Here is a 25,776-nt window from a genome sequence, read left to right on the forward strand (position 1 = left end):
AGACGACGGCCGGAAGGAACCGATGTGGCGAGCATTCGCGCCCTCGTTCTCAACTGCACCCTCAAGCCGTCGCCGGCCCCGTCCAGCTCGGAGCAGCTCGCTCGGGAGGTGCTCGCCGAGTTGGCCAGGCAGGGCGTGGAGGGTGAACTGGTCCGGGTCGTCGATCACGACGTGCGCTTCGGGGTGTCCACGGATGAGGGCGACGGCGACGGTTGGCCGGCGATCCGTGCCAAGCTGCTGGCGGCCCAGGTGCTCATCATCGCCACACCGATCTGGCTCGGTCAGCCCGCCAGCGTCTGCAAGATGGTGCTCGAACGCCTCGACGCCGAACTCTCCGAGACCGACGCCGAGGGCCGGCTCCTCACCTACGGCAAGGTGGCCGGTGTCGCCGTCGTCGGCAACGAGGACGGCGCGCACCACACCATCGGCCAGGTGCAGCAGGCACTCAACGAGGTCGGGTTCACCCTCGCCGCTGCCGCCGCGACCTACTGGGTCGGCGAGGCACTGCACACGGTGGACTACCGCGATGCCGGCCCCAAGCCCGACACGACCGGGCGCACCACGAAGGCGCTGGCACTGAACACCGCACACCTGGCCCGGCTGCTCGCCGACCAGCCGTACCCGCCGCCGGACGCGCAGGGGGCCGCGGTAGGCCCGAGCCACGAGCCGGCCTGACCACTGGACATCTCGACACCGCGTCCTGGGACGCCTCGAACAGCGAGCAGAACTACCGGCGAGGTCAGCGCCAGCCGTAGCCGGCGCGCAGCGCCTGCCCGATCCGGTCGAACCGTGGCCGGTCCAGCACCGCGCCCTCACGGCGGATGCTGTCCTCGCGCATCGTGAGCACCCGGTCCAGCCGGACCCAGCTCGGCCGGTTGTCCCGGTCCCACTCACCCGGCCCGAGCGCGAACCAGTGCCGCTGCCCGTCCCGCTCACTCTGACTGGACAGCATCAGCCCGAACAGCGTCCGGCTGTGCCGCCCGACGACGAGCACCGGCCGGTCCTTGCCCTGCCGGGGGTCGTCCTCGTACGGCACCCATGTCCAGACGATTTCCCCCGGGTCGGCCTGGCCGTCCCGCTCCGGGGCGTAGGTCAGCTCCCGACGCTGCAGCGCACTCACCTGACGGCGGCGGGCCACCTGCGCGGGGGCCGGCCCGGTTCGCCGGGGCGACGGAATCACCGCACCCACCCGAGAGATCCGAGCCGCGACATTCCTCAACAGACCAGCCACGGCGGGCAGCCTACCCGCCGCCGTGCCGGCCGCCCGCATGGGCGTTGCTACGGCAGACTGGTGCCCCGCATCACGACGACGTGGAGGTGCTCGCAGTGACCATGAGTGAGGTGCCGCGTGACCTGCCGATCCTGGAGCGACGTGCGGTGCGGCTGGTGGTCACCGACGACACCGACCGCGTGTTGCTGTTCCACACCCGCGACCCGGACCATCCACGGCTGGGCACCTGGTGGGAGCTGCCCGGCGGTGGCATGGACCCCGGGGAGACCTACCGTGACACGGCGGTGCGGGAGCTACGCGAGGAGACGGGCATCGTGGTCACCGTCGACGAGGTGGGCGCCCCGACCTGGCGACGACGGGCGAGCTTCCTGCACCGTCAGGTACGGCACGTCCAGGACGAGGTGATCGTCGCCGTACGGCTGGCGGTCCCCGGTCCGGACGTGGACGAGGCGCACCGGCTCGACTACGAGCGGGAGGACTACTTCGGCTTCCGCTGGTGGCCGGTGCCGGAGGTGGTGGCAAGCCGGGAACGGTTCTACCCCGGGCAGCTCCCCGGTCTGATCACCCCCTTTCTCGCGGGCACGGAGATCGACGAGCCGTTCGAGCTGTGGTCGTGAGCCGGACGGGCGGGCAGAGTAGGGGCATGCCGACCCACCTGCACGGGCCGCTCTCCACGTACGCCGCTCGATTGCACGCCGCGATCGGCGACCGGCACCACGTCGCCTCGCCGCTCGGCGCCTGGCTGCTGCTCGCGGTCTGCGCCACCGCGGCGGCGGAACCCGACCCTGCGGCCGAGGAACTGGCCCACGCCCTGGGCACCGACCTGGCCAGCGCGGCCGAGGTCGCCCGAACGCTGCTGGACGCACCGCATCCGCTGGTCGCGTCCGCCACCGCGCTGTGGCACCGGGCGGGTCAGGTCGACGGCGGGCCGGCGGAGTGGCGGACCGCGCTGCCCACGACGACCGACGTCGGCGCGCTGCCCGACCAGGCCGGGTTGGACGCCTGGGCGCGCGAGCACACCCTCGGCCTGATCGAGACGTTCCCGCTGCGGGTCGGGCCGGACGTGGTGCTGGCTCTGGCCAGCGCGGTGGCCACCCGGGTCTCCTGGGCGACCCCGTTCGAGGTCGCGGACGCCCGCGCGCTCGGTGCCGGCAGCGGCTGGGCCCGCCGGTTACGACGGGCGCTGCGGAGTCCGAGCCACGGCCACCGATGCGCCATCGTGTCGACCAGGCGGGCCGGTGACGTGATCCTGCACGCCGCGCCGGCCCGGATGACCGACGGAGCGGGGCTGGTGGTCCTCTCGGTGGCCGCCGCACCGCAGGTGCCGCCGGCCGAGGTGCTGGCCGTCGCATACGACCTGAGCACCGGCGCGGCCGACGGCGCGCAACCGGCCGGCAGCCGCTCCCTGTTCGACCTGCCGCTCGGCGACACTCCCCTCTGGACGCTGCGCGAGGAGCGGGTACGAACCCGGGCCCGCGACGGCCGCGAGGAGCGACACGTCGCGGTGCTCCCCTGCTGGTCGGCCCGGAGCGAGCACGACCTGAGCGCTTCGTCGCTCGGCTTCCCGGCCGCGTCGGCAACGCTGGCGAAGACGCTGGCTCTTCCGCTGGAGAGTGTCGAGGCGCGACAGACGGCGATGGCCCGGTTCGGCCGGTTCGGTTTCGAGGCGGCGGCGGTGACCGGCATGTTCGGGCTGACCAGCCTGCCGCCGGAGGGCGTCGCCCGCACCGCCGAGTTGCGTTTCGGCCATTCGTACGCCGTGGTGGCCATCGCGACCGACACCCGGGCCGACGGTGTCACCGGGCCGTGGCACGGGGTGCCGGTCTTCTCCGGCTGGGTCGATGAGCCGGAAGAGCTGCCCGAGGCCGACGCCGTCGACCGGTGACCCGGGCCGGCGACCAGAGGCGCGGTCCGAGGAACAGCGCCGAAGCCGCCGGCGTGTCCCCCATGACCGTGTACCGGCACTTCCCGACAAAAGAGGACCTCGTGCTCATCGACCAGCACACCCCACTCGTCGCCGAGCGGATCGTCGCATCGCCGGCCACGCAGCCCCTGGTCCGCCGCATCGGCGGCGCGCTCATCCGCCGGGATGCGTGATGAGCCGCCTCCCGAAGGACCAGGTGGCCAGGACGCTCAGTTCGAGGACGAGGTGGTCACGATCGAGCGGCGGTTGACCGGTACGACCTTGGCGGGCGCCCTCGCCGCCGGCACCATGCCGCGCGAGGACGCGTACGCGGTCATCGTCGAGGTCGTCGCCGCGCTTGCCGCTGGTGGCGCACTCCCGGCGGCCCGAGAGCTGGCCGTGCTGGGCGAGAACTCCCCGCTGTTCGCAGCCGGAGAGGACTTTTCGGTGGCACTCGCGCGGCTCGCCGAACGCCGGGCCGAACGTTTCCGGCCGGTGTTGAGCCGGGCCGTCGTCGACTTCGACGAGAAGGCCGCCGCGCTCACCGGACGCCTGGTCGACGTCGACAGTGGCCGCCGAGCCGTGATCCACGGTGACCTGATCCCGGGGAATGTCCTGGTCGACGCCTCAGGCAGGCCGAGTGCGGTGCTGGACTGGGGCTTCCTGACGACCGAGGGCGACCCGGCGTTCGACGCGGCGGTCACCGCGGCGATCTTCGACATGTACGGGCCGGAGGCGCCGGACGTCGAGCAGGATCTCCTCGACCGCTTGGAGGCGCGGATGGGCTGTGACCGGACGGCGATGCTCGTCTACCGGGCCGCCTACTCGCTGATCACGGCGAACGCCTACGACCCGACGGGTCAGGACGGCCACTTCGCCTGGTGCGTGGCGGCGCTCAACCGAACCGACGTCACCAAGGCGCTCCTGGGCTGACCTGCGCTTGGATGGGCTCACCCGCCGGGGTGGACGGAGTCCTCGCCGGCCTGCGCCGCCTTCCGTACCTCGTCGTTCGCCGCGGTCGCGTCGTAGCCGGCTGCGCGGAGCAGGTCGCTGGCGGCGGTACGCAGCTGGGTGACCACCGCGTCCCCGAACTCGTCGACGCCCCGGGCGCGGGCACGGCCAGCCTGGTGGACCGCGTCGCGTACCGCTTCGCCGGTTCTCTCGGTCGGTCGCCCGGCGCGATGTTCCTGGCGCAGCAGCTCAACCGCGTCGGCGAGCCGTCCGACGCTGGTGGGCAGATCGCGGGGAATCGGCTCGTTGTACTGCAACGCCATCGCTGATCGGCGGGCCACTCCCCGGCTGTGCTCGATGACCCGTTCCACCTGCTGGCTCGCGCGGGCGAACCGCTCCACATCCTGCCGGCGTAGCCAACGGGCAGGGGCGAGGCTGACCACCTCTTCGGCGCCACTCAGTGCCTGGTGCATCCGGTCAAGGTCGGGGCCCATGTTGCGTAGTGCGTCCAACGCTCGGACTGCCCGCTGCTGATCACCGGTGGTCAGCGCTGCGGACACCTCCCTCAGCTGACCGGCGAGGCAGTGGTAGATCGGGGCGGCGTCCCGGTCGAGGATCCGCATCGGGTTCAGCGGCACCAGCAACGCGACCACCACGAGGCCCACGGCGCCGCCGACCATCGCCTCGACGATCCGAGGCCATTCGAGGTCGCTCTGAGCAGGAGCGAGGGTCGCGAGCAGCACCGCCGTACCGCCGGCCTGGCCGACGGCCGCCCCGCTGCGTCCGAACAGGACGAGCGTGGCAAGGACGGCACACCCGACGACGAATCCGGTCTGCCAGAACCCGGTGCCCAGAAAGGTCAGCAGGAGGTCGGTGGTGGCGATGCCGAGGCCAACTCCGAGCAGCAGTTCGATGGTCCGGTGGGCACGTTGGCCGAGCGCGGCGACGATCGTGCCCACGGCGGCGGAGGGGGCGAAGATCGGCGCGGGGTTGCCCAGCAGATCATGTCCGATCGACCAGGCCAGAGCTGCCGCGAGCCCCGCCTGCACCGAGATCACCAGGGCCGCTTCCAGCTGACTCAGCCGCAGTCGCCCCGCCCGGCCACCTCGACCGCGAAGCTGGGCAGCGGCCGCCTTCATGCGTTCCACCGCACGGCCGCGCCGAGTGTGGCTGACGCCATGCCGGCGGCGACCATCGGGATCCACCGAGCACTCGTACCACGCCGCACCCCGGCCAGTCCGGACAATCCCGACACCAGCAGCGAGGATCCCTCGCCCGACAAGCGTGCACCGGCAGGTCAGCGGCCGCTCGGAGCGCCGTGATCGACTCGGGTTCCCGGACCTGGGGGTGTCACGGGCACGGGGATGCCCCGATTTCCAGGAACGCGAGTGGATCTCGCCGGACCGGGAAGGGACGGGCCGGGAGCGCGCCGGGTCAGGGCTCGTACCGCTCGGGCGCGGCCCTGCCGTCGCCGTCGCGCGGCAGTCGCGCCACCATCTCCCGGAACTCCCGTACGGTCATCGCCTCGCGCAGGGTCGCGAAGACGGCTCCGGTTCCCGCCCGGGCGGTGGCCGGGTCCACCCCGGCCCGCTGCCCCACCCGACGAAGGAACTCCGCCGGGCCGGCACCCGCCGGCGGTGGAGCCGCGGCAGCGCCACCGACATCCGGACCCAGCCCGGCGTCCAGCCCGTCCACGTCGAGGCCCGGGCCGACCGCCCCGGTCGGATGCGGAGGAGGGTCAAGGCCCCCGGCCCGGCCCGTGGTGGGGGCGGTGGTCCCGGCCGCATCCGGGGCCGGACCGGTCAGGTAGCCGTCGACCTCGTCCGGAAGGTGCCCGACGAGGTCGTCTGGCGCTCCGCCGGTCACCCGCTCGGCCATCGTCTGCAGCACGGCACGGGCGAGGGCGGCGGCCTGCTCGGTCGGCAGGCCGGACCGCCGGGACACCGCGTCGATGAAGTACGGAAACCCGTCGCCGTCGGTCACGCCCGGGCGGTTACCCCCGGTCGGCGTCGGCAAACTGTGCGTCAGCGCAGCAGGCCCTCCGCCAGCAGGTGGTCGAAGATGAGGTGGTCGACCGGCGAGGTGCGGTGCCGGTCGGCGTACCCGAGCCACGCCATCTCGGCGATCTCGCTGGCGGGCCGCAACCGCCCCTGATATCCGCCCCGGTAGCAGGTCATCCGTACGGTGACGCCGGCCGGGTGGCTGTGCGCCTGGCTGGTGAAGGTGCCCAGGTGCACCGCGTCGCGCACGTCCACCTCGACGCTCAGCTCCTCGCTGATCTCCCGACGCAGGGTTTCCAGGTCGGTCTCGCCCGGCTCGCGCTTGCCACCCGGCAGGTACCAGACGTCCTTGCCCGCAGACCGGGTGCTCAGGACCCGCCCGTCCTCGATGAGGATCCAGGCCACCTTGTCGATCTCGGGCACGCCACCCCTTCCGGTCGATGAGAACGGGCACGCTACCACCCTGCCCCTGCCGGAAACAGGATCAGGGCCCGGGTTCGTCGACCAGCAGGTCGAGCAGCAGCGCGGCGGTCCAACTGAACGCCGGCGAACCCAGCCCGGCACCGGTGTCCGGGTGGAAGTACTCGTGGCAGCCGGCACCGGCGACCAGCCCGATCATCGATCTGCGCAGCCCGGCCGCCAGCTCGGGGTGCCCGTGCGCGAGCAGCCCGCGCCGGACCAGCCAGCCGATGTTCAGCCAGCTCGGCCCCCGCCAGTAGCGCAGCGGCTCGAAGTCGGGCGCGGTGCGGTCGTAGGTGGGCAATGGCCGGTCCATTCGCCGGGCGACCCCGAAGCGCGCCGACCGGGCCTCGACGACCAGCGCGCCGACCTGTCGGCTCGGCAGGTCGGGCAGGATCAGCGGCGTCAGCCCGAGCACGGTACGGGCGTTGAGCAGCCGGTCGGTGCGCAGGTCGCGGGGCTGGAACGTGCCGGTGCCCGGGTCGTAGAGCCGTCGTACCAGGGCTTCGGTGATCCGGGCCGCGCGGGCCCGGTGCGGCCCCGGGTCGTCGCCGATGAGCGCGGCGATCTCGGCGAGGGCGTGTTCCGCAGCCCCGAACGCGGCGTTGAACAGCGGGCACTCCACCAGGAACGGGTGACCGCCGGCCAGGTCCCGGTCGGAGTAGCCTCGGTCCCGGTAGGCGGCGACGATCGCCAGGTAGCGCGCGTAGTCCAGGTCCGTGGGGCGGTGCGCGGCGTCGGCGTGCGTGGTGTCGTGCCGACGGTACGCGCGCATGACGGCCGCCTCGGCCGGGACCGCGGCCATCGGCTCGTCCCAGGCCGGGCTGTTGTCCAACCCGGACTCCCACGGGTGCACGATGCAGACCAGCCCGTCGCCGGTCAGATCACGCCGCCCGGCCAGGTAGCGCTGCTGGGCGACCAGGGCGGGATAGAGCCGGCGAAGCGCGGCCAGGCCAGCCGGGTCGGGTGCCCACCGGTACGCCAGCCACGCGGCGAGCGCGTGCACCGGCGGCTGGACCAGGCCGGAGGTGTCCGCAGCCGGCGCGCCCTGGGCGTTCGCCGAGCGCCACATCTCCGGCCCCGGGAAGTACGCGCCGACCCGCATCGCCGGGTTGAACACGATGTGCGGCACCCGTCCGTCGGCCCACTGCGCCCGGAACAGGCTCGCCAGCTCCCGCCAGGCCCGTTCGGGGCGGACCTGGGCCAGCCCGATCGCGATGAACGCGGAGTCCCAGCTCCACTGGTGCGGGTAGAGCGTGCGCGACGGCACCGTGTGGTCGTGCTCCCAGTTGGCGTCGAGCGTGTCGACCGCGAGCTGGCGCAGCCCGGCCGAGTCGGCCGGCCCACCGGTGCGGACGGGGTCGGAGGCGGCGGTCACACCGACGCGCCTCGGTCTGGCACCGGCGGTCACGCGGCGGCCCGCCGGGGCAGCGCGTGTCGCAGCACCGTGGCGGCCTGCTGCAGGGCTCGGACCGGGTCACCGCGCAGGCGACACTCCAGGGCCAGCCAGCCCCGGTAGTCCAGTTCCAGCAGGGTACGCACCAGTGCCGTCCAGTCCAGGTGCCCCGCTCCTGGCTGGTACCGGTTGGAGTCGCTGACCTGCACGTGCCCGAGGTACGGCGCGGCGGCCCGCAGGGCGCGGTGCATGTCGTCCTCCTCGATGTTCATGTGGAAGGTGTCGGCGACCACCCGGACGGAGGGCAACCCGAGCGCGGCGCAGAGCGCGACCGCCTCGTCGAGACGGTTGACCATGTGGTCCTCGTACCGGTTGAGGGGTTCCAGGAAGAGGGTGACCCCCTCGGCCCGGGCGTGCTCGCCCAGCGCGCCGAGGGCGTCGAGGAGCACCTGCCGGTCGCCGGCCGGCGGGCGCGGCGGCTCGAACGGCGGTAGCCGCCGGGAGAACATCCCCCAGGCCGCCGGGGTCATCACCCCGACGCCGCCCAGCTCGGCTATCACCGAGAGCTGGGAGCGCAGGTTGCGGACGGCGTCGGCGGACCGCGCGGGGTCGAAGTCGCCGATGAAGTGGTCCATCTCGACGCAGACGGTGGGCATCACCACCCCGGCGGCGCGGGCTCGGCGCAGCTCCGGCAGCCGGCGGACGAACGCGAGGTCACCGCGCCCGCGTAGCTCGATGCCCTGGTAGCCGAGAGCGGCCGCGAGGGCGTACTTCTGGATCAGGTTGGTGCCCGGCAGGAGTTGTTCCTGGCAGGCCAGCGCGATGGTGGTCATCTAGAACCTCAACACCACTTGGAGGACGTCACCGGCGCCGCGGTCGAGCAGCGCGAGGGCGTCGGCGACCGCGCTGGCGTCGACGATGTGGCTGACCAGCGGCAACGGGTCGACGCTGTGTTCGGCCACCAGGTCCATGAAGGTCTGCGCCACCCGGTCTCCGGTCCACCGGCCGGCCATGCTCGGCGCGGGGGTGGGGCCGGAGACCTGGGCGGCCACCAACTGGATGCGGTTGTGGTGGAACTCCTCGCCGAGGCCGAGCGCGTCGGCCTGGCCCTGGTAGAAGCCGGCGGCCACGACCCGGCCGGCGTGTGTGGTGGATCGGATCGCCTCGTGCAGCGCCGGGTACGCGCCGGACAACTCCAGGCAGACGTCCGCGCCCCGGCCACCGGTGGCCCGACGGAGCACGGCGGCGGCGGACTCGGCACCGGCGTCCACGGTGGTTCGCGCCCCGTAGCGGGCGGCGTGTTCCAGCCGGTCGGGCACCCGGTCGACGGCCACCACCCGGGCGCCGGAGAGCACGGCGAGCCGGGTGGCGAGCAGCCCGATCACGCCCTGCCCGAAGACACCGACCCAGTCGCCGAGGTGCAGGTCGGCGGCGAGCACAGCGGTCAGCGCGATGGCGCCGGGCCGGGCGAAGACCGCAGCGAGTGGGTCCAGCCCGGCGGGGAGCGGACGGACCGCCCCGGCCGCGAGCACGGCCTCGGCCCGGTGCCCCCAGATGCCCCAGACGAGCTGTCCCGGGTGTCGGTCGGTGACCTCCGGTGCGACCTCGACGACCTCGCCGACCTCCTCGTAGCCGAAGCCGATCAGCGGGTAGGGCACCGGGGTCTGTCGGGGCACGAACATCCGGGCGGCGTCGTCCCAGTCCTTGCTGAGCCGGGGATTGCTGCCTCGGTAGAGGGTGAGCTCGGTGCCGGCGGAGATGCCCGAGTAGCGGGTGCGGACTCTGACCTGGCCGGGGCCGAGCGGATCCGGTGGGCAGGGCTCGAGGCTGATCCGTCGAGGCCCGGCGAGAGAGACCACCCAGTTGCCCATGTGTCACATCCCGGTAGCACTGGGTTCCAGGATAGCAAAAAATGGCTATATGTCTTGTCATTGATCAATCGAAGGTGTTGAATCCGGCATGTACCCTTCGAGAGGAGTGCCACCGATGTCAACACCTCCGAGGCGGATACTCGCCACCACCCTGATCCTGGCACTGGCAACGTCCACCCTGCTGGCCTGCGGAGATGACGAACCGGACAGCAACAACAAAAAGATCACCGTCTGGAGCCTGGAGGACGTCGCCGACCGGGTCACCGCCACCAAGGCGATCATCGCCGACTTCACCGCCAAGACCGGGATCCAGGTCGACCTCGTGACCGTCAACGAGGACCAGTTCCCCTCCCTGATCGCCGCCAACGCCGCCGCCGGCGACCTGCCCGACGTGGTCGGCTCGGTCTCCCTGGCCGGCATCCGTACGCTCGCCGGCAACGAGCTGCTGCACACCTCGGCGAACGCGGAGATCGTCGACAGGCTGGGCCGGCAGACGTTCTCCCCCCGGGCGCTGGAGCTCACCTCCGACGACGGCACGCAGCTCTCCGTCCCCAGCGACGGGTGGGGGCAGTTGCTCGTCTACCGCAAGGACCTGTTCGCCGCCGCCAACCTGCCCGTCCCCGACACGTACGAGCGGATCACCGCCGCCGCCACGAGGCTCAACACCGGCGGCGTCGCCGGAATCACCGCGGCGACCGCCCCCAGCGACGTGTTCACCCAGCAGACCTTCGAGCACCTGGCGCTTGCCAACGGCTGCCAGCTCACCGACGACTCCGGCAAGGTCACCCTGGATTCACCCCAGTGTGTCGAGGCGTTCCGCTTCTACGGCGACCTGATCCGCACCAGCTCGGTGAAGGGCGCGCAGGACGTGGACACCACCCGAGCCACCTACTTCGCGGGCAAGGCGGCCATGGTGATCTGGTCGCCGTTCATCCTCGACGAGCTGGCCGGGCTGCGCAGCGACGCCAAGCCGACCTGTGCGCAGTGCCAGGCGGACCCGGGGTTCCTCGCGAAGAACAGCGGGTTCGTCACCGCGATCAAGGGCCCGAACGGCACCGAACCGGCACAGTACGGCGAGATCAGCTCCTGGGCCGTGCTGGACGCCGCGGCGACCGACCCGGCGAAGTCCTTCGTGGAGTACATGCTCAGCGACGGTTACCCGCGCTGGTTCGGCATGTCCCCCGAGGGCCGCTTTCCGGTGCGCAAGGGCACCCCGGCCGAGCCGGAGGCGTACCTGACCGCCTGGAACACCAGCCAGGCGGGCGTGGACGCGAAGAAGCCGCTCGCCGAGGTGTACGGCGACGAGGTGCTCGCCACGCTGCGCCGCAGCCCGGACACGTTCGGCCGGTGGGGGCTCAGCCAGGGGCAGGGCAAGCTGGTCGGCGCCATGCTCGGCGAGTTGCCGGTGCCCAAGGTGTTGGGCGACCTCATCTCCGGCAAGTCCGACGCGGCGGCCGCCGCCACCCGCGCCAAGAAGGACGTCGACGCCATCAAGGCCGGCGTCAATTGACCACCACCGCACCCGGCCCCGGCCGCTCCCCCACCCGGGAGCGGCCGGCGCCGGCCCGCCGCCGACCGCTGACGCTGCGCCGCCGCGAATCCCGTGCCGGGCTCGCGCTGGTCGCGCCGACCCTGCTCGTCACGATCGCCGTGATCGGCATCCCGATCGTGTGGACCGTGGTGCTCGCGTTCCAACGCGTCCGGCTCGCCACGCTGCGCAAGACCGGCCTGTTCGGCGAGTTCACCATGGACAACATCGATCGGGTGCTGCACACACCCGGCTTCGCCGACACGCTCTGGGTCACGCTGATCTACAGCCTCGGCGGCACCGTCGGGTCGATCCTGCTCGGCCTGGTCGCCGCCCTGGTGGTCCGCCGGCCGTTCCGGGGCCGCACCCTGGTCCGGGCGTCCATGCTGCTGCCGTACGTGGCGCCGGTGGTCGCGGTGACCTTCGTCTGGCAGGTGATGCTCGACCCGCAGCTCGGCATCGTCAACCACTGGGGTCAACGGCTGCTCGGCTGGGACGCCCCGGTCCCGTTCCTCTCCCAGGAGTCGACCGCGCTGGCCACGGTGATCGTGTTCGAGGCGTGGCGGTACTTCCCGTTCGCCTTCCTGTTCCTGCTGGCCCGACTCCAGGCGGTGCCCGGCGAGTTGGAGGAGGCCGCCCGGGTCGACGGCGCCACCCCCACCCAACGGTTCCGGCACATCCTGCTGCCGCAACTGCTGCCGGTGATCGCCCTGCTGGGCGTGCTGCGCTTCATCATGACGTTCAACAAGTTCGACGACGTCTACCTGCTCACCGGCGGGGCGGCCGGCACCGAGGTGGTCAGCGTGCGGGTGTACGAGTTTCTCACCGCTCGTACCGACATCGGCGCCGCCGCCGCGCAGGCGGTGGTGCTGGCCGTGGTGCTCATCGTGTTCGTGCTGATCTACCTGCGCTTCTTCGGACGGAGGGTGAACTGATGGACCGGGACGTGATCGAGACGGTGAGCCTGCGCTGGCTGCGCCGCCTGGTGATCGCCGTGTTCCTGGTGGTCACCGTCTTCCCCTTCTACTACATGCTGATGCTCTCGGTGCGCCCCATCGAGCGGCTGCTGCTCGACCCCGGCGCGTTGGTGGTCGGCTTCGGTGAGCTGACCGTGGCCACGTACGCCGAGGTGCTCAAGGCCACCGACGACGGCGGACAGGGGTTCCTCACCTTCATCCGCAACAGCGGGCTGGTCGCGGTCGCGGCGACCCTGCTCACCCTCGTGGTGGCGATCCCCGGGGCGTACGCGGTGGCCCGGCTGCGGTTCTTCGGCCGGCGGCAGGTCGACTTCCTGTTCCTGGCGGTCTACCTGTTCCCGTCGATCGTCATCGCGATCCCGTTGTTCGTGGTCTTCACCCGGGCCGGGCTGCGCGGCTCGCTGTTCGGCCTGGTACTGGTCTACATCTCGCAGACGCTGCCGGTGTCGGTCTACATGCTGAAGAACTACTTCGAGACCATCCCGGTCAGTCTGGAGGAGTCCGCCGCCATCGACGGCGCCGGTCGGCTCGGCATCATCCGGCGGGTCAGCCTGCCCCTCGCCATGCCGTCGATCATGGCGGTCGCGCTCTACGACTTCATGATCGCCTGGAACGAGTTCCTCTTCGCCCTGCTGTTCCTCGTCGACAAACCCGACCGGTGGACGGTGTCGCTGGGGCTGTCCCTGCTCGCCGACGGAGTGGAGGTGCCCAAGACGGTGCTGATGGCCGGGTCGGTCGTCCTCACCCTGCCCATCGTGATCCTCTTCTTCGCCAGTGAACGGCTGCTCACCGAGGGGCTGACCAGCGGCGCCGAGAAGGGATGATCGTCTCCCCCGGGTCCCCGGCCACGCCCCCACCGGCCCGGTTACGGTGGCCACATGGCCAACCCGACCCGCTGGGCAACCGACACCGGTCCCGAGCACTCGCAGTGGTATATCGACCGGTTCCGCAAGCTGGCGGCCGACGGCGCGGACCTGGCCGGCGAGGCCCGACTGGTGGACGCCCTGGTCGCGCCCGGCTCGCGGATTCTCGACGCCGGCAGCGGCACCGGCCGCGTCGGTGCCGCTCTGGCCCAGCGCGGGCACACCGTGGTCGGGGTGGACGCCGACCCCGCGCTGGTGGCTGCCGCCCGCGCCGACTATCCCGGCCCGACGTGGCTGGTCGCCGACCTCGCCGAGCTGGACCTACCGGCGATGGGTGAGGCGGAACCGTTCGACGCGGCGGTGCTGGCCGGCAACGTGCTCGCCTTCGTCGCCGCCGGCACCGAGCCGGAGGTGCTGCGCCGCGTCGCCGGCCACCTGCGGCCGGACGGAGTGCTGGCCGTGGGCTTCGGCACCGAGCGCGGCTACCCGCTGACCGCGTTCGACGCCGACGCCGTGGCCGCCGGGCTGCGCGTGGAGCAGCGCTTCGCCACCTGGGACCTCCGCCCGTGGCGCGACGACGCACCGTTCGCGGTCAGCATCCTGCGCCGCCCGGCCGACTGACACCCGGCCCCGCCCCGATCGGCCGTGTCACCCTCAGTCGGGGGCGGCGACGGCCCGAGCGGCGGCCGGGTCCAGGGTGGCGCCGGCGGGCACGAGGCTGACCAGGCCGGCCGGCAGCCGCAGCGGACGCACATCGCGGTAGCCGAGCATCGCGAGCACCTCACGGTCCGACAGCACGTACCGGCGGCCCAGGTCGGTGACCACGGAGACCGCGCCGCCGGACGCACCCGGCGCCGCCGCGGCCTCGACCACCGCCCCGCGACCCGGCTCCACCACCACATGGTCGGCCAGCACCGCCCCGCCGGTTGGCGCGGTCCGCGGCACGGCCGCCAGGTCTCGCAGCGGTACGCCCCAGCGCACCTCACCAACCCCACCGTCGTCGGCGACGCGGGTGCAGAGCGCACCGTCGTCGCCGGCCGCGAGTCGGGGCGGGGTCGGCGGCGGGGCGGTCGGGCCGCTGGGGGCGAGGTCGGGCACCGTCGGCAGCGCGGCGAACCGGCCCAACGTCATCGGCTCCGGTGCACCCTGCCCGGTGCGGGCCAGCAACAGCCCCGCCTGCAGTTCGGAGATGCCGGCCAACCCGGCGTCGAGGGCCACCGCGTACTGCCGGCCGCCGCCGGAGTTGCTCACCAGGTAGACCGTGCCGATCGTGGCGCCCGGCACCCGAGTGGCGGGCCGGCCCAGGCGGGGCAGGTCGAGCGGGGCGAGGTCGGTGCCGGCGGGCAGCGAGTTGAGCAGGGCGGGCGCCACCGGCACCGCCTGTGCCCGGGTGGTGGCGAGCGCCGCCAGCACCCTGCTGGGATCGCGGACGAGATAGCGCCGTTGGTGCCAGACCAGGTGCAACCCGCCGTCGGGGTGACGCAGCAGCAACGCGTCGTCGCCCAGGGGCCGGCCGCCATGGGGCTCGGTGCCGATCAGCAGCGCGGAGCGGGGCCTCTCGCCGCCCGTGACCGTCGAGCAGACGGTCCACGCCGCGGTGGCCAGCCGGCCGGGGGCGGGCAGCGAATCGGGGGCGTCGGCGATGCCCAGGGGCAGACCGCGTGGCACGCCGTCGATCGTGCGTCGGGAAACCAGCACGGTCTTCGACCTGTCCGCGCCGACGATGAGCAGCGCCGAGGCGTAGTTGAGCACCGGGTGCAGCTTCTGCTCGCGGTAGACGAACCGGGCGCCGGACTCCTTCTCCACGATCACCGCGCCCGGGTCGCGCCACCCTTTGCCGCCACCGGCGAACAGGCCGTAGAGCGCCGAGCCACCGAGCCCGATCGCGGCGACCAGGACGCTGGCCAGGCCGGCGCCGGCCAGCCGCCGAAACGGCGACTGCGCGGGGTCGGTCTCCCGCATGACCAGGGCGGCGACCGCCCGCTGGACGCTGAACTGGTAGGAGTGCAGCTGGTCCTGCCGCGACGGCATGAGGTCCCTTCCGGTGGATCGGCCGGGCACAGAATATGCGCTACGTCGATGTCCCGCGGACCCTGCGTGGTCGTCACGGGGCAACCGGTACCATCCGGGGACGAATCCGACGGCGAGAGGGCACCCGTGGGCGCGCGTTTCGAAGAGCTGGCCTGGCGGGAAACCCCGATCGGGGCGATCAGCCTGCGTCGGCGCCGCGACCCGGCACTCCAGGTCGAGGTGTACGAGGTCAAGCTCGACGACGAGTACCTGATGTCCAGCCTCTTCCCGGTCGCGGAGATCGAGCTGGCTCGGCTCGGTCTCGCCGAGGTGGCCGGTGACTCGCTCGACGTGGTGGTCGGCGGTCTCGGGCTGGGATACACCGCCTGCGCGGCGCTGGGCGACCCGCGGGTGCGTTCGCTGCTGGTGGTGGAGGCGATCGAAGACGTGATCGACTGGCACCGTCGAGGGCTGCTGCCGTTCGCGGCGGGGCTCGCCGAGGACCCGCGGACCCGGTTCGTGCAGGCCGACTTCTTCGCGGCGGTGGCCGGTGAGACCGGCTTCGACGCCGAGGTGCCCGGGCGGCGGTTCGACGCCGTGCTGCTCGACGTCGACCACTCCCCACGCAACGTCCTGCACCCCAGCCACGCCGCCTTCTACCCGCCGGCCGGGTTGCGCCGGCTGGCCGCCCTGCTGCGCCCGGAGGGGGTCTTCGCGCTCTGGTCGGACGACCCACCGGACGCGGACTTCACCGCGGCGCTCACCGAGGTGTTCGCGAGCGTGCGGGCGCACGTCGTACCGTTCGCCAACCCGCTGACCGGCGGCGAGTCCGCCAACACCGTCTACGTGGCGCGCACCGGGAGCTGAGCCGGCTGGGCCGGTCCTACGCGTACGTGGTTCGTGCGCTCACGGCGAGGTCCTTGATCGACTCGGGTCTCAGAAGCTCGGGCCATCCCCACGCCCCCGGACACCCCGACATCAAGGACCCCGAGTCGATCGCTCCGGCATGGTGTCGGCCGAATGGGGAACGTGGCCCGGGGGTCGCCGCCGCGGGCGCGACCGGTTACCGGAGGTGGACATGCGTGCACTGCTCTGGGTCGTCGGCGTCGTCGCCGGCGTACTGATCCTGCTCGGGCTGCTCCTCGAAGCCGTCCGCTGGTTGATCATCATCGGTTTGATCGCGCTGGTGATCGTGATCATCCTCGGCGTGGTCAAGGGGCGGCAGGCGATGCAGCACCAGAGCCGCCGACGGTGATACCGCGCCCGGTCAGAACCAGTCCGCGCGCATGTCGAGGGTCGTCCGGTCCCGGCTGTCCAGCAGGTCGAACTGCGGACCGGTACGGGGCAACTCGACTGTGAAGAAGTAGCGTGCGGCCTGCCGCTTGCCGGCGTGGAACGCGTCGCCGGCCCCCTCTGGCGGCAGCGCCAGCACCTGCTCCAGCCACATCCACGCGATCACCACATGCCCGGCCACCTCCAGGTAGGTGCTCGCGTTGGCCAACGCGAGCACCGGGTCACCGTCGGCCCAGAGCCGACGGGTGACCGTGTCGACCCGGTCCACTGCGGCGGCCAGCAGGTCCGCCAGGCCGGCGGCGTCTCCCCCGGTCTGGCGGGCCCGCGCGATCGTCTCCCCGATCGTCGCGGTCAGCAGGGCCAGACCCGCACCGTCCCGCATGGTCATCTTTCGCCCCAGCAGATCCAGCGCCTGGATGCCGTGGGTGCCCTCGTGGATCGGGTTGAGCCGGTTGTCCCGGTAGTGCTGCTCCACGTCGTGGTCGCGGGTGTAGCCGGCACCTCCGAGCACCTGGATCGCCAGGTCGTTGGCGGCCAGGCACCACTGCGACGGCCAACTCTTGGTGATCGGCGTGAGCACGTCCAGCAGCAGGTGCGCGCGCTCGCGGTCGACGTCGGCCGGGGCGGTCTTCTGCTCGTCGAGCAGCCGCGCGCAGTAGAGCACCAGCGCCAGCGCCCCCTCCACGTAACTCTTCTGTGCCAGCAGCATTCGTCGTACGTCGGGGTGGTCGATGATCGGCACCTGCGGCGCGGCCGGGTCCTTCGCACCGACCGGCCGGCCCTGCGGCCTCTCCTTGGCGTACGCCAGGCTCTTGAGGTAGCCGGTGTAACCCAGTGCGGTGGCGCCGGCGCCGACCCCGATGCGGGCCTCGTTCATCATGTGGAACATCTGCGCCAGACCCTGGTGCGGCGGCCCGACCAGATGACCGACGGCGCCGGGGCGGCCGCCCGGTTCGTGCCCACCGTCACCGAAGCTGAGCAGGGTGTTGGTGGTGCCCCGGAAACCCATCTTGTGGTTGAGGCCGACCAGCACCACGTCGTTGCGGTCGCCGAGCGACCCGTCCGCGCCGACCAGCACCTTGGGCACGATGAACAGGGAGATGCCCTTCACCCCGGGCGGACCGCCGGGGATCCGCGCCAGCACCAGGTGGACGATGTTCTCGGCCAACTCGTGGTCGCCACCGGAGATCCACATCTTGGTGCCGAAGAGCCGGTAGGAACCGTCCGCCTGCGGCTCGGCGCGGGTGGTGATGTCGGCCAGTGAGCTGCCGGCGTGCGGCTCGGACAGGCACATGGTGCCGAAGAACCGGCCGTCCAGCATGGGCCGGACATAGGTGTCCACCTGCTCAGCGCTGCCGTGCGCCAGCAGCAGGTTGGCGTTGCCCAGGGTGAGGAACGGGTACGCCGAGGTGGCGACGTTGGCGGCCTGGAACCACGTGAAGCAGGCCGCCGCGACGGCGTGCGGCAGTTGCAGGCCGCCGACCGAGGCGTCCATCCCGGCGGTGAGCAGGCCCGTCTCGGCGAAGCTGTCCAGTGCCGCGCGGACCTGCGGGATCAGCCGTACCCGCTGCCCGTCGAAGGTGGGCTCGGCGAGGTCGGCGGCGCGGTTGTGCGGGGCGAACTGTTCGGTGGCCACCCGCTCGGCGAGGTCCAGTGCGTCGTCGAAGGTCTCCCGGGAGTGCTCGGCATAGCGGGGACGGCCGACGAGCTGGGTCACCCGCAGCCAGTCGTGCAGCAGGAAGTCGAGGTCGCGACGGGAGAGCAGGGTGGACGGCACGGCACTCCTCAGCGGGCACGGGTGGATCGGTCCGGGGCGACGGCCCAGCGTCACCCCGGCCCATCCTGGCGGATGAGTTTGGCGCACACCACCGGCGCGGTCGGCTCCCAACGAGCGAAGGTTGTCACACCGGCCGGCTAGCGTCACCGCCGTGAGCGCACCCGGAGACGTCCCGCCCGAGATCCTCGACCGGGTGCGGCCAATCTGCCTCAGGCTGCCGGAAACCTACGAGGAGTCGGCCTGGGTGGGCACCCGCTGGCGGATCCGCAAGCGGACCTTCGCCCATGTGCTCACCGTCGACCCCGACCGCCAGGTGGCCCACGCGCGGGCCGCCGAGGTCGACCAGCCCGCCTGCCTGCTGATCTTCCGGTCGCCGCCCGACGAGATCGCCGGGCTCCTGGGCAGCGGGCACCCCTTCTACAAGCCGCAGTGGGGTCCGACCGTGATGGGCATGGTCCTGACCGGCGACACCGACTGGGAGGAGGTCGCCGAGTTGCTCACCGAGAGCTATCTCATGCTGGCCCCGAAGCGGCTCGCCGCCCTGGTCGGCCTCCCGGCTCCGCCCGCCGGCTGACCGCCCGAGCCCTGCGGCTCGCTCTACGGTCTCGCGGTTGAGCCCGGTGTCGTCCCGTCGGTCGCCCAGAGGCGCTCCCGGGGCCGGCGGTTTCGCCCGGCATGCTCCGGGGATACCGCGCTGGACGGTCGGATCCGTCGGGCACCGGCTGGAGGCGAGGTCGCCGTCGGGCGGGTGAGGAGCGCGTCGATGTCCATGCTGCCCACCGAGGAGGACGGTCGGTTGACCCCGGTCCTCAGCGAGGACCGGGTGTGCACGGGCGTGACATCCCTGCGGGGGCGGGTCTTCCTGAGCTACCCGTCGGCGGACGGGCCCGGCGTCCAGGTGGTCGAGGTGCTGCCGGACGGCGGCCGCAAGCCGTACCCGGATGCCGCGTGGAACCAGGCGAACCAGTCGCCGGACGGCGCGTTCGTGCACGTCAACGGGTTACGTGCCGGCCCGGACAGCCGACTGTGGATCATCGACTCGGGCGCGCCGCAGCTCGGCGGCCAGCAGGTGCCGGGCGGTGCTCGGTTGATCGTGGTCGACCCGGACGGCGACCGGGTGGTCCGGGTCTACCACCTCGACGAGGCGGTGCGCCCGACCAGCTACGTCGACGACGTCCGATTCAACAGCGCCGTCGCGTACCTCACCGACGCGGGGACGCCCGGCCTCATCGTGCTCGACCTCGACTCGGGTCGGTCCCGGCGGGTGCTGGACGGTCATCCGAGCACGGTGGGTGGGCCGGTGGTCGCTGACGGGCGGGCGTTGCGTGACCCGGACGGCGGCGAGGTACGCCTGCACGTCGACCAACTGGAGGTGTCACCGGACGGTCGCTGGCTCTACTACCAACCGGCCTCCGGCGGCATGTCCCGGATCGGCACCCGCTGGTTGGACGACCCATCGGTGTCCACCGACGAGATGGCCCGGCGGGTCGAGCGGTGGTGCGACACTCCCAGCACCGGCGGCACGGCCATCGACGCCACCGGCACCATCTACCTGAGCGACGTGGAGCGACGGCGCGTCCTCGCCCTCGCTCCGGATGGCAGCGTGCGTACCCTCGTCGCCGACCCCCGACTGGCCTGGGTGGACGCGATGTGGCTCGATGCCGACGCCCACCTCTGGATGCCGGCGGCCCAGTTGCACCTGACCGCCGGGCTCCACGGCGGGCATTCGGCCGTCGACTATCCGGTGTGGATCTACCGGATGCCGGTCGACGCCGGGCCGCCCCCACTGGACCACGCCTGAGTGTCCGGGCGGGCAGCGCTGGTGCGCGTGCACCCGGAGGTTCGCACCGGGTTCGCATCGGCCCGGGTGCGAAAACCCGTGGAGAAGTCGCGGCCCAATCGGTGAAGATCAGGAGGTGTCCGTTCCCGCTCGTCAGATCCGTGCTCACCACTCGACCGACACGATCACCGTGTACCAGGCGTACCCACCGGAGATCGCGCTGCCGGCGGTGGCCGCCGGTCGCTTCGTGGCCCCCTTCAAGCGCGACCGGATGACCTGGATCAAGCCGTCCTTCCTGTGGATGATGTACCGCTGCGGCTGGGCCACCAAGCCCGGGCAGGAGCGTGTGCTGTCCGTCGACATCACGCGGGAGGGCTTCGAGTGGGCGCTGGCGCGAGCCTGCCTGAGTCACTACGACCGGGCCGTGCACAGCGACAGGTCGACGTGGTCGCGGCAACTGAGGACCAGCCCGGTACGGGTGCAGTGGGATCCGGAACGGACACTGCACCTGAGCGCGCTGCCGTACCGGTCGTTGCAGGTCGGATTGTCCGGCGAAGCGGTCGCACGGTACGTCGACGACTGGATCGTCGCCGTCACGGACATCACCCCCACCGTCCACCGCGTGCGGGAACTTCTGCGCGCCAACGACGTACGAGCGGCAACGGCACACCTGCCCGCCGAGCATCCGTACCCACTGCCGGCCGAGATCGCTGCCCGCTTCGGCCCGACGGGCGGCGGGTAGGCGTCGCGCCACCGGGCTGTCGCAGGGCCGCGCTAGGGTCCCGGCCATGGCTGATTTCGTGTTGGTGGCGGGGGCGTGGCTGGGGTCGTGGGCATGGGACGAGGTGGTGCCGCCGCTGCGGGCGGCCGGCCACGCCGCTCACCCACTGACGCTCTCCGGTCTCGCCGAGAAGCAGGGCGTGCCCGCCGGGCAACAGACCCACGTGCGGGACATCGTCGACGAGATCGAGCGCCGTGACCTGCGCGACGTGGTGCTCGTCGGGCACAGCTACTCGGGCATCCCGGTGGGTCAGGCCGCCGAGCGGATCGGCGACCGGTTGACCCGGGTGGTGTTCGTCGACTCGGAGGTGCCGGTCGACGGCGGGTCGTTCGCGTCCGGGTGGTGGCAGGGCCAGGCGGCGTTCGAGGCGCTGCTCGCCGACAACGGCGGCTACTGGCCGCCGCCCGGTGCCGCCGACCTCGACGGTCAGGGTCTCACCGACCAGCAGATCGCCCGCCTGATCGAGGGCTCCACGCCGCACCCGGGAGCGACGCTGAGCGAGCCGGCCGTGCTGACCCGGCCGCTGGCTGAGCTGCCGGCGACGTACGTCAAGTGCCTGCTCGACGGGCCCGAGCCCAATGAGACTGTGACCAAGCTGCTGACCAGCGAGCACTGGCGACTGGTCACCATGGACACCGGCCACTGGCCGATGTTCTCCCAGCCGACCGAGCTGGCCCGGGTGTTGTTGGCGGACGCCGCCTGACCTGTTGCCGCGCGTGGGCGTGGGCCTCGGTCAGGCTTCCGGGCCGTCGTCGAGGGTCCTGATGTGGCGTACCGGTGACGCGAGCAACCAGAGCACGGCGAGCACTCCGCCCAGGCCGGCGACGACCAGGGCCGGCCGCAGCCCGATGGTGGTGCCCAACGCTCCACCGACCAGTGCGCCGAGCGGTCGGATGCCGTAGTTGACGGCGCTGTACGCGCCGGCCCGGCGTCCTCGCGCGTCGTCGGGGGTCACGGCGGTGAGGAGGGCGTTCAGGTTGACGTCCATCAGCATCACCCCGACGCTGGAGACCAACTCGATGGCCGCCAGCATGGCCACCTTCGTCCAGGTGGGTCCGGACACCAGCGCGGTCAGCGCGAGCGGCGCGGGATAGAGCACCACGCCGATCATGGTGGTACGGCCCAGACCGATGGCGCGCGAGATCCGTGGCGCGAGTGCCGCGCCCGCGAGCCCGCCGAGCGCTCCGAACCCGAAGGCGATGCCGATGGCGCCGGCTGACAGGTCGAGTTCGCGGCTGGCGTAGAGCACCAGCAGCGCGCTGGAGATGAAGGTGAAGAAGTTGACCGTGCTGGTGCAACCGAGGGCGGCCCGCAGCACCGGGTGCCGCAGCACCAGCACGAGCCCTTCGCGGACGAGGCCGAGAGTGGACGACCGACGCGGGGGTGGAGGCGACTCGGTCACCGGGATGCGGCGGAGCAGCAGCGCGGAGCCGAGGAAGGACACCGCGTCGACGACGATCGCGACCGGCGCGCTGAGCGCCTGGACGAGCCCACCGCCGACGGCCGGGCCGGCGATGAAGGACAGTGACCGGCTCATGCTCAGCTTGCTGGTCGCGTCCACGTACGCCGATCGCGGCACCAGGGCCACGAAGAATGCCTGACGCGCCATGGCGAACAGCACCGCTCCGGTGCCGGTGAGCAGTGCCACCAGGTAGAGCTGGGTGAGGGTGATCGCGTCGAACAGGTAGGCCACCGGCAGGCTGAGCAGCACTGCGGCGCGAATGAGGTCCGCGATGATCAGGAGTCGCTTCTTGTGAGTGCGCTGGTCCACCCAGGCACCCAGGAAAAGGCCCAGCAGGTTGGGCAGCCAGATCAACGCGGTGAGGACGCTGACCTGCACGGGCGTCGCGGCGAGCAGGGTGACGGCGATCAGCGGCAGGGCCAGTTCCCCGACCCGATCACCGAACTGGGAGATCGTCTCGCCGAGCCAGAAGGTGCGGAACCGCCGGTCGCGGTGCAGGGCCGGCGGGGGCACGGTGTCGATGGCGGTCACGACGCGGCCGGGTCGTCGCCGGGCTCGGGCAGGAGGTAGCGCAGCATCCGGATGATCTGGGCGCCGGCCGGTGGCGCGTCGTCGTCCTTGCGCCGCACGTACGGGGCGAGCAACTCCTCGATGGCGGCCTCCAGCTGCCGCAGCTCGTCCGGGGTGGCCACGAACCGGGTGTCGGCCAACCCGGATACGCCGCGCCACTGCGCGTCCAGCCGGGGTTCGTCGTGCAGCAGCCACCGCTGCGGCACCTCGGCGGCGCGGGCGAACATCTCGCCGCGCAGCTGACGGGCCGCGGCCTGCCCCTCGGCGTCGTCGGGCAGCGTGAAACGGAAGCCCCGGGCAGCGGCCTGCCACCAGCGCTCGCGCTTGCTGGTGGTGCCCTCCGCGTCGACGACCAGGCCGAACGTCGCGAGGTGGCGCAGGTGCCAGCTGACCACCGACGGTGTGGCACCGACGTGCGGCGAGAGCCCGGTGGCGGTGGCCGGGCCGTGCCGCTGGAGGCGGTCGAGGATGGCCAGCCGGACCGGGTGTGCCAACGCCCGCAGCGCCTGCGGCTCGGTGATCTCGAAATCCCCGTACGGATTCTTGAGAGACATGTTTCGAAAGTAGTCTCTCAGATCGCGTCTGGCAACCCCGGACCATGCCAGGCCGCCGTGCTGGTCAGCCGACGCCCAACCGAGCCAACGGCTCGACCAGCTCACGCTCCTCGTAGCTGAGGTGCGACAGCAGGGCGTCGGTCAGCAGGTCCACCGCCGCCCGCAACTCGGTGAGGCCGTCCGGGGACCCGACATACGCGACCAGGGCCCGGTCGACACCCTCCAGCACGTCGTGGATGACGTGGTGCTCCTGTTCCAACCGGTCGACGACCGGGCCGAGTCGGGGGTCACGCGCCCGGAGCCGGGGGAAGAACGACTGGTCCTCGATGGTGTGGTGGGTGGTGACGATGCGGCAGTACGACTCGCAGTAGACGCCGAGCGTCCACCGGTTCTGCCGCATGGTCATCGTGTTGATGTGCGACCGCGCCGCACCGGCGTCGATCTCGCCGGCCGCCACCTGCTCGATCAGGTCGTGAATCTGGGCCAACTCGGCGCGCAGGCCGTCGTGAATCTGCACCAGGTGCTGGCCGGTGGCCTGCTCGTGCGGCGTGTAGGTGCGGTTCGGGTCGGGCGCCGGCCCGGTCGGCCGGGTCGACTCGTCCCAGACCTGCTGGTCGCTGCGGCGCACTCCGTCGTCGGGGGTCGGCACCACGGCGAACGCGCCTCCGGTCACGGTCGCACGGCTCGGCGGTACCGGCGGCACGGCCGCCGGCTCCGGCTCCCGCTCCGGCTCCCGGTTACGCGCCGGTGCCGTACCGCGGTCGCGCTCGGCCGCCACCAGCTCGCGGACGGCGGGGGCCACCTCACCGGCGAACCGGCGCAGGTCGTCGGGGTCGTCGCTGGCGAGGATGAAGGCGCTGACGCCCTCCCCCAACGCCAGCTCGGTGAGCTCCCGCACCCACTGCTCGGCGGGTCCGTTGAGCGGGCCGCGCCCGCCGACCGAGAACTGGCCGGCGATGTTGAGCAGACGGCGCACGTCCCGGGGCGACCGGCCCGCCTCCTGCGCGGCGTCGTCGATGATCGCGTTGCCCTTGGCCAGGTCACCGGGCTGGAGGTAGCCCAGCGTGGGCAGCCAGCCGTCGGCTCGGCGACCGGTGAGCTGAAGCATCCGGGGCTTGTACGCGCCCAGCCAGATCGGCACCGCGTGTGCCGGAGCCGGCCCACGCTTGGCGCCCATCACCCGGTAGAACTCGCCGTCGACACGAACACCACCGCGCGTCTCGGCGTCCCAGAGCTGACGGATGACCTCGATGGCCTCCTCCAACGCTCGTACGCCCTGCCCGGGGGTCAACCGCCGGCCACCCATCGCCTCAATGGCATCCCAGAACGCGCCCGCACCGAGGCCGAGACTGACCCGGCCACCGCTGAGCAGGTCCAGGCTGGCCACACTGCGGGCGAGCACCGCCGGCGGACGCAACGGCAGGTTCGTCACGTTCGCCGCCAGGTACACCCGGTTGGTCCGGGCGGCGACGAAGCTCAGCAACGTCCAGGTGTCGAGGAACGCCGGCTGGTACGGGTGGTCCTGGAAGGTGACCAGGTCGAGCCCCACCTGCTCGGTAAGGACGGCGACGCCGACCGTGTGGTCCGGATCGCCCCCGCCGGGGGTGACGAAAGATCCGAAGACCAGATCGTGGCCGTAGTCGCTCATCTGCGAGCCTCCCAATTCACGCGACGCGTCGGGCGATGCGTCATGACCTCAACCTTAAGCCATACAGATAATCTGCTACCAACAACGTCTGTCTTCTGCGCTACTGTCGGGGGATGACGGGTGCCACTCACCGGCCGGACCGGCCCGATCCGAACGACGACGACCTGGGCTGGATGCTCGGGGTCGTCTTCCGTGGTTACGTCCGGGCGGCCGACCACGCGTTCACCGACTTCCCCGGCGGCCCCCGCGGCTACCAGTTGCTCACCGCGGCGATCAACGGGCCGGCCCGCAACCAGGGTGCGATCGCCGAGGAACTCGGCATCGACCGCACCGTGCTCACGTACCTGATCGACGACCTGGAGCGGCCGGGTTTCGTCGCCCGGCGGCCGGACCCGACCGATCGGCGTAACCGGCTGATCGACGCCACCGACGCCGGCCGCGCGGCGTGGGAGCAGCGGCGGTTGGCGCTGCGGCAGGTCGAGTCGCACCTGCTGGGGGCGCTCGCGCCAACCGAGTCGGCGACGCTACGGGCACTTCTGCAGAAGGTCTCCTGCTCGGCCCAGGCGGCGGACCCGTTGCGTGACCTCTGCGAGGTTGTGGCGCAGGTGCGGCCCACCCCGGCACCGACGGTGCCCGCCCCGAGCCCGGCCGTACGCGGCCGGCGGACAGCCACGCCCCGAGCCGCCCGCCGTACCGGCTGAACCCCTGGAGTGCCCGATCGG

The 25,776-nt window shown here is 72.2% G+C and carries 28 protein-coding genes; 16 read left to right on the plus strand and 12 right to left on the minus strand.

All coding sequences use genetic code 11. The features are described 5' to 3' along the window. Nucleotides 1-24: 24 nt before the first annotated feature. Nucleotides 25-675, plus strand: coding sequence for a flavodoxin family protein (locus ACQEUX_RS10080; protein WP_433044613.1), 651 nt, complete (start codon nt 25-27; stop codon nt 673-675). A gap of 64 nt (nt 676-739) precedes the next feature. Here the strand turns inward: ACQEUX_RS10080 and ACQEUX_RS10085 are convergent, their stop codons facing one another. Next, nucleotides 740-1,231: a type II toxin-antitoxin system PemK/MazF family toxin gene (locus tag ACQEUX_RS10085; protein ID WP_112676409.1), complete on the minus strand. Its 492-nt coding sequence runs from the start codon at nt 1,229-1,231 to the stop codon at nt 740-742. 101 nt (nt 1,232-1,332) lie between these two features. Here ACQEUX_RS10085 and ACQEUX_RS10090 point away from each other — a divergent pair, with 101 nt between their 5' ends. The 4 genes from ACQEUX_RS10090 to ACQEUX_RS10105 are packed head-to-tail and all read left to right on the plus strand — an operon-like array spanning nt 1,333 to nt 4,067. After that, nucleotides 1,333-1,848, plus strand: a complete 516-nt coding sequence (locus ACQEUX_RS10090) for an NUDIX hydrolase (RefSeq protein WP_433049734.1) — start codon at nt 1,333-1,335, stop codon at nt 1,846-1,848. Nucleotides 1,849-1,874: 26 nt separating this feature from the next. Continuing rightward, complete coding sequence (locus ACQEUX_RS10095) at nt 1,875-3,116, plus strand: hypothetical protein (protein WP_433044617.1); 1,242 nt, start codon at nt 1,875-1,877, stop codon at nt 3,114-3,116. Further along, the gene (locus ACQEUX_RS10100) at nt 3,113-3,328 is read left to right on the plus strand and encodes a helix-turn-helix domain-containing protein (RefSeq protein WP_433044620.1); all 216 of its coding nucleotides are present in this window, start codon (nt 3,113-3,115) and stop codon (nt 3,326-3,328) included. The genes ACQEUX_RS10095 and ACQEUX_RS10100 overlap by 4 nt, the downstream gene beginning before the upstream one ends. Next, nucleotides 3,321-4,067 carry a phosphotransferase family protein gene (locus ACQEUX_RS10105; protein WP_433044623.1) on the plus strand — a complete coding sequence of 249 codons (747 nt, stop codon included), beginning with the start codon at nt 3,321-3,323 and terminating at the stop codon, nt 4,065-4,067. Before ACQEUX_RS10100 ends, ACQEUX_RS10105 begins: the two co-directional genes overlap by 8 nt. Before the next feature lie 17 nt (nt 4,068-4,084). Here the strand turns inward: ACQEUX_RS10105 and ACQEUX_RS10110 are convergent, their stop codons facing one another. From ACQEUX_RS10110 to ACQEUX_RS10135, 6 genes are all read right to left on the minus strand, one after another. Further along, entirely contained in the window at nt 4,085-5,224 is a 1,140-nt protein-coding gene (locus ACQEUX_RS10110; RefSeq protein ID WP_433044626.1) for an FUSC family protein, read from the minus strand. 295 nt (nt 5,225-5,519) lie between these two features. Continuing rightward, nucleotides 5,520-6,068 (minus strand): DUF2267 domain-containing protein, encoded by a 549-nt coding sequence (locus ACQEUX_RS10115; protein WP_433044629.1) that lies wholly within the window; start codon nt 6,066-6,068, stop codon nt 5,520-5,522. A gap of 41 nt (nt 6,069-6,109) precedes the next feature. After that, the gene (locus ACQEUX_RS10120) at nt 6,110-6,508 is read right to left on the minus strand and encodes an NUDIX hydrolase (protein ID WP_433044632.1); all 399 of its coding nucleotides are present in this window, start codon (nt 6,506-6,508) and stop codon (nt 6,110-6,112) included. A gap of 61 nt (nt 6,509-6,569) precedes the next feature. Next, entirely contained in the window at nt 6,570-7,922 is a 1,353-nt protein-coding gene (locus ACQEUX_RS10125) for an MGH1-like glycoside hydrolase domain-containing protein (protein ID WP_433044635.1), read from the minus strand. Nucleotides 7,923-7,951: 29 nt separating this feature from the next. After that, nucleotides 7,952-8,773: a TIM barrel protein gene (locus ACQEUX_RS10130; RefSeq protein WP_433044637.1), complete on the minus strand. Its 822-nt coding sequence runs from the start codon at nt 8,771-8,773 to the stop codon at nt 7,952-7,954. Next, the gene (locus ACQEUX_RS10135) at nt 8,774-9,811 is read right to left on the minus strand and encodes a zinc-dependent alcohol dehydrogenase (protein ID WP_433044640.1); all 1,038 of its coding nucleotides are present in this window, start codon (nt 9,809-9,811) and stop codon (nt 8,774-8,776) included. Between the two features lie 115 nt (nt 9,812-9,926). Between ACQEUX_RS10135 and ACQEUX_RS10140 the strand changes: the two genes are divergently transcribed. Genes ACQEUX_RS10140 through ACQEUX_RS10155 form a run of 4 tightly spaced genes read left to right on the plus strand, consistent with a single transcriptional unit; the run spans nt 9,927 to nt 13,800 of the window. Continuing rightward, nucleotides 9,927-11,321, plus strand: a complete 1,395-nt coding sequence (locus tag ACQEUX_RS10140) for an ABC transporter substrate-binding protein (protein ID WP_433044643.1) — start codon at nt 9,927-9,929, stop codon at nt 11,319-11,321. Beyond that, a complete protein-coding gene (locus ACQEUX_RS10145) occupies nt 11,318-12,274 on the plus strand; it encodes a carbohydrate ABC transporter permease (RefSeq protein ID WP_433044646.1) in 957 nt (318 codons plus the stop codon). Before ACQEUX_RS10140 ends, ACQEUX_RS10145 begins: the two co-directional genes overlap by 4 nt. Continuing rightward, complete coding sequence (locus tag ACQEUX_RS10150; RefSeq protein ID WP_433044649.1) at nt 12,274-13,140, plus strand: carbohydrate ABC transporter permease; 867 nt, start codon at nt 12,274-12,276, stop codon at nt 13,138-13,140. The genes ACQEUX_RS10145 and ACQEUX_RS10150 overlap by 1 nt, the downstream gene beginning before the upstream one ends. A 54-nt stretch (nt 13,141-13,194) precedes the next feature. Beyond that, nucleotides 13,195-13,800 (plus strand): class I SAM-dependent methyltransferase, encoded by a 606-nt coding sequence (locus ACQEUX_RS10155; protein ID WP_433044652.1) that lies wholly within the window; start codon nt 13,195-13,197, stop codon nt 13,798-13,800. Nucleotides 13,801-13,833: 33 nt separating this feature from the next. Here ACQEUX_RS10155 and eccB read toward each other — a convergent pair whose 3' ends face one another. Then, nucleotides 13,834-15,210, minus strand: coding sequence for a type VII secretion protein EccB (eccB, locus tag ACQEUX_RS10160; RefSeq protein ID WP_433044655.1), 1,377 nt, complete (start codon nt 15,208-15,210; stop codon nt 13,834-13,836). 126 nt (nt 15,211-15,336) lie between these two features. On the opposite strand from eccB, the gene ACQEUX_RS10165 reads away from it, so the two are divergent. Both ACQEUX_RS10165 and ACQEUX_RS10170 read left to right on the plus strand, forming a co-directional pair. Continuing rightward, nucleotides 15,337-16,056 (plus strand): spermidine synthase, encoded by a 720-nt coding sequence (locus ACQEUX_RS10165; RefSeq protein WP_433044658.1) that lies wholly within the window; start codon nt 15,337-15,339, stop codon nt 16,054-16,056. Between the two features lie 211 nt (nt 16,057-16,267). Beyond that, entirely contained in the window at nt 16,268-16,444 is a 177-nt protein-coding gene (locus ACQEUX_RS10170; protein ID WP_433044661.1) for a hypothetical protein, read from the plus strand. Between the two features lie 12 nt (nt 16,445-16,456). Here ACQEUX_RS10170 and ACQEUX_RS10175 read toward each other — a convergent pair whose 3' ends face one another. Then, nucleotides 16,457-18,259, minus strand: coding sequence for an acyl-CoA dehydrogenase (locus ACQEUX_RS10175; RefSeq protein ID WP_433044664.1), 1,803 nt, complete (start codon nt 18,257-18,259; stop codon nt 16,457-16,459). A 151-nt stretch (nt 18,260-18,410) separates the two neighbouring features. On the opposite strand from ACQEUX_RS10175, the gene ACQEUX_RS10180 reads away from it, so the two are divergent. The 4 genes from ACQEUX_RS10180 (at nt 18,411) to ACQEUX_RS10195 (ending at nt 21,523) form a co-directional block, all read left to right on the plus strand. Then, nucleotides 18,411-18,833 carry an MmcQ/YjbR family DNA-binding protein gene (locus tag ACQEUX_RS10180; RefSeq protein WP_433044667.1) on the plus strand — a complete coding sequence of 141 codons (423 nt, stop codon included), beginning with the start codon at nt 18,411-18,413 and terminating at the stop codon, nt 18,831-18,833. A gap of 189 nt (nt 18,834-19,022) precedes the next feature. Beyond that, nucleotides 19,023-20,060: an L-dopachrome tautomerase-related protein gene (locus ACQEUX_RS10185; RefSeq protein WP_433044670.1), complete on the plus strand. Its 1,038-nt coding sequence runs from the start codon at nt 19,023-19,025 to the stop codon at nt 20,058-20,060. Between the two features lie 115 nt (nt 20,061-20,175). Beyond that, complete coding sequence (locus tag ACQEUX_RS10190) at nt 20,176-20,781, plus strand: DUF4291 domain-containing protein (RefSeq protein ID WP_433044673.1); 606 nt, start codon at nt 20,176-20,178, stop codon at nt 20,779-20,781. 46 nt (nt 20,782-20,827) lie between these two features. Continuing rightward, the gene (locus ACQEUX_RS10195) at nt 20,828-21,523 is read left to right on the plus strand and encodes an alpha/beta fold hydrolase (protein ID WP_433044676.1); all 696 of its coding nucleotides are present in this window, start codon (nt 20,828-20,830) and stop codon (nt 21,521-21,523) included. Nucleotides 21,524-21,553: 30 nt separating this feature from the next. Here the strand turns inward: ACQEUX_RS10195 and ACQEUX_RS10200 are convergent, their stop codons facing one another. From ACQEUX_RS10200 to ACQEUX_RS10210, 3 genes are all read right to left on the minus strand, one after another. After that, nucleotides 21,554-22,813: an MFS transporter gene (locus ACQEUX_RS10200; RefSeq protein ID WP_433044679.1), complete on the minus strand. Its 1,260-nt coding sequence runs from the start codon at nt 22,811-22,813 to the stop codon at nt 21,554-21,556. Next, nucleotides 22,810-23,406 carry an ArsR/SmtB family transcription factor gene (locus ACQEUX_RS10205; RefSeq protein ID WP_433044682.1) on the minus strand — a complete coding sequence of 199 codons (597 nt, stop codon included), beginning with the start codon at nt 23,404-23,406 and terminating at the stop codon, nt 22,810-22,812. The genes ACQEUX_RS10200 and ACQEUX_RS10205 overlap by 4 nt, the downstream gene beginning before the upstream one ends. Before the next feature lie 64 nt (nt 23,407-23,470). After that, nucleotides 23,471-25,054 carry an LLM class flavin-dependent oxidoreductase gene (locus tag ACQEUX_RS10210; protein WP_433044685.1) on the minus strand — a complete coding sequence of 528 codons (1,584 nt, stop codon included), beginning with the start codon at nt 25,052-25,054 and terminating at the stop codon, nt 23,471-23,473. Between the two features lie 113 nt (nt 25,055-25,167). On the opposite strand from ACQEUX_RS10210, the gene ACQEUX_RS10215 reads away from it, so the two are divergent. Beyond that, nucleotides 25,168-25,755 (plus strand): MarR family winged helix-turn-helix transcriptional regulator, encoded by a 588-nt coding sequence (locus tag ACQEUX_RS10215; RefSeq protein WP_433044688.1) that lies wholly within the window; start codon nt 25,168-25,170, stop codon nt 25,753-25,755. The last annotated feature ends 21 nt before the right edge of the window (nt 25,756-25,776 follow it).

This window comes from Micromonospora sp. CA-259024 (genome assembly GCF_050936255.1).
GTDB lineage: Bacteria > Actinomycetota > Actinomycetes > Mycobacteriales > Micromonosporaceae > Micromonospora.